2 protein-coding genes are annotated in these 2,042 nt (G+C 72.3%); both read right to left on the bottom strand.

Annotated elements, in window-relative coordinates; all coding sequences use genetic code 11:
* A partial coding sequence (gene murJ / locus RDU12_RS15225) for a murein biosynthesis integral membrane protein MurJ (RefSeq protein ID WP_374990235.1) occupies positions 1-1,466 on the bottom strand: 1,466 nt, incomplete at its 3' end.
* Positions 1,467-1,508: 42 nt separating this feature from the next.
* Positions 1,509-2,042, bottom strand: a 534-nt coding sequence (locus tag RDU12_RS15220) for an ACT domain-containing protein (RefSeq protein WP_308685477.1), incomplete at its 5' end; no start/stop codon positions are given.

Below are 2,042 nucleotides of genomic sequence, written 5' to 3'. Positions count from 1 at the left end.
ACCGCCAGCCCCGCCGCCGCCGCCGCGATCCGGACCAGCCGCGACAGGGCGGCCACGCCGGGGCGATATAGCCCGCGCCGCCACAGGGCGCCGCCCAGCAGCAGCACATTGGTCCAGGCCGCGCCCGAGACCGCGGCCGCGATCCCGGTGACGCCCCAGCCGGCATAGAACAGGCCGATCGCCAGGGCGGCGTTCACCGCCACCGACACCAGGGCGAAGGCCATCGGCGTCCGCGTATCCCCCCGCGCAAAGAAGGCCGGCGCGAGGATGCGGATCAGCACAAAGGCCGGCACGCCCCAGCCGAACTGGAACAGGGCCTCGGCGGTGTTGACCGCGTCGAAGGTCAGGAAGGCCCCCCGGGTGAACAGGGCGTCGATCAGGAAATAGGGCATGGCCATCAGGGCCGCGGCGGCCGGCAGGGTCAGGGCCATCGACAGGATCAGGGCCTCGTCCATCGAGGCCTGCTGCTGCTGGTGGTCCTTCGAGGCCACGGCCCGCGACAGGCGCGGCAGCAAGGCGATGCCGATGGCCACGCCGACGAGCCCCAGCGGCAGCTGGTACAGCCGGTCCGCCGTGGCCAGCCAGGTCCGTCCGCCGTCGACGAAGCTGGACAGGTTGCCCGAGATGAAGACGTTGATCTGGGTCGCCGAATTGCCGATGGCGGCCGGGATGGCGGTGATGATGATGGCCTTGACCGCCGGCGTCAGCCTCGGAAAGGCGACGCGGATGTTGGCCCCGGCCTTGCGCGCGGCCCACCAGCACAGGCCCGCCTGCGACACCCCCGCGGCCAGCACCGCCCACGAGGCCGCATAGGCCGCGCCGACCTGGTCTCCCTGGGCCGGAATGACGGCGGCCAGCATGATCAGGTTCAGCAGGATCGGATAGGCGCCCGAGACGATGAACCGGCCGCGGGCGTTCAGCACCCCCGACAGCAGCGCCGCAATGGCCATGCACGGCAGGTAGGGCATGGTGATCTGGGTCAGGATCACGGCCAGCTTGAAGCGCGCCGGATCGTCGAGGAAACCGACGTTGATGACCGTCATCAGCCACGGCATCGTCAACTGGGCGACAAGGGTCAGGCCGACGGTCGCGAAGGCGACGGCGGCCAGGGCGTCGGTGGCGACCTTGTCCGCCACCTCCTCGCCCTCGGCCTGCAGCGTCCGCGCATAGGCCGGAACGAAGGCCGCGGCGAAGGCCCCCTCGGCGAAGATGCGGCGGAACAGGTTGGGGAAGTTCAGGGCTGTATTATAGGCGTCCGCCGCCGGCCCGGCCGAGGCGCCGAGCGCCGCCGAGATGACCACGTCGCGCGCGAAACCGGCCAGCCGGCTGACCAGGGTCAGGCCGCTGAAGATGGCCGAGTTCCGCATCATGCCGCCGCCCTTGTGCGAGGCGTTCGCCGACGCCGGCGGCTGGACGATGGGCTCTGCGGTCCCGGACGCCGAAGGCACGGGCGGCGCCGCCTCCATGGGTTCGGCTTCGGGCTTGATCTTGTCGGCCATATCAGCGCCTTAACCTGCTTCCGGCGCGCGCGATACGGGGCGTCTCGCGGGACGCAACCGACCGACCTCGGACACGTCGCGCAGGCTGGCGCGAACCGGGGTCGAGACGCGCTCGACCCGCCGATCCTTCCAGTCCAGCGCCGTCTCGAGATCGGCTCTCAGCCGCTCCAGTGCCGCCCCCGCCTTCGGGTTCCGCCCCTTCGCGTCGGTGACGTAGAAGCTGTCCACGGCGCGCTCGCCGAAGCCGGCGATATGCGCCGATCGCACCGACAGCCGATGGTCGGCCAGCACCCGGGCCAGGTCGGCCAGCAGCCCCGGCCGATCGGCGCCCGAGACCTCGACGACGGCGGCGGACGGGCTCTGCTCGAGGTCGATGATGGTCGTCGGCCGCACGTCGAAGGCGGCGCGCCGGGGGCTGAATGGCGCCGGGGGCGGCGAGGCGCGCATCGCCTGTCCGCGGGCCGCGGCCTCCAGCGCCTTGAGCAGGCGGGTCAGCCGGCGCGGCTCGGCCTGGCCGTAGGGCGCGCCGGCGCCGTCCTGGAG

It is taken from the genome of Brevundimonas sp., from assembly GCF_031082345.1.
Taxonomy (GTDB): domain Bacteria; phylum Pseudomonadota; class Alphaproteobacteria; order Caulobacterales; family Caulobacteraceae; genus Brevundimonas.
This window is presented reverse-complemented; position numbering and strand designations above follow the sequence as displayed.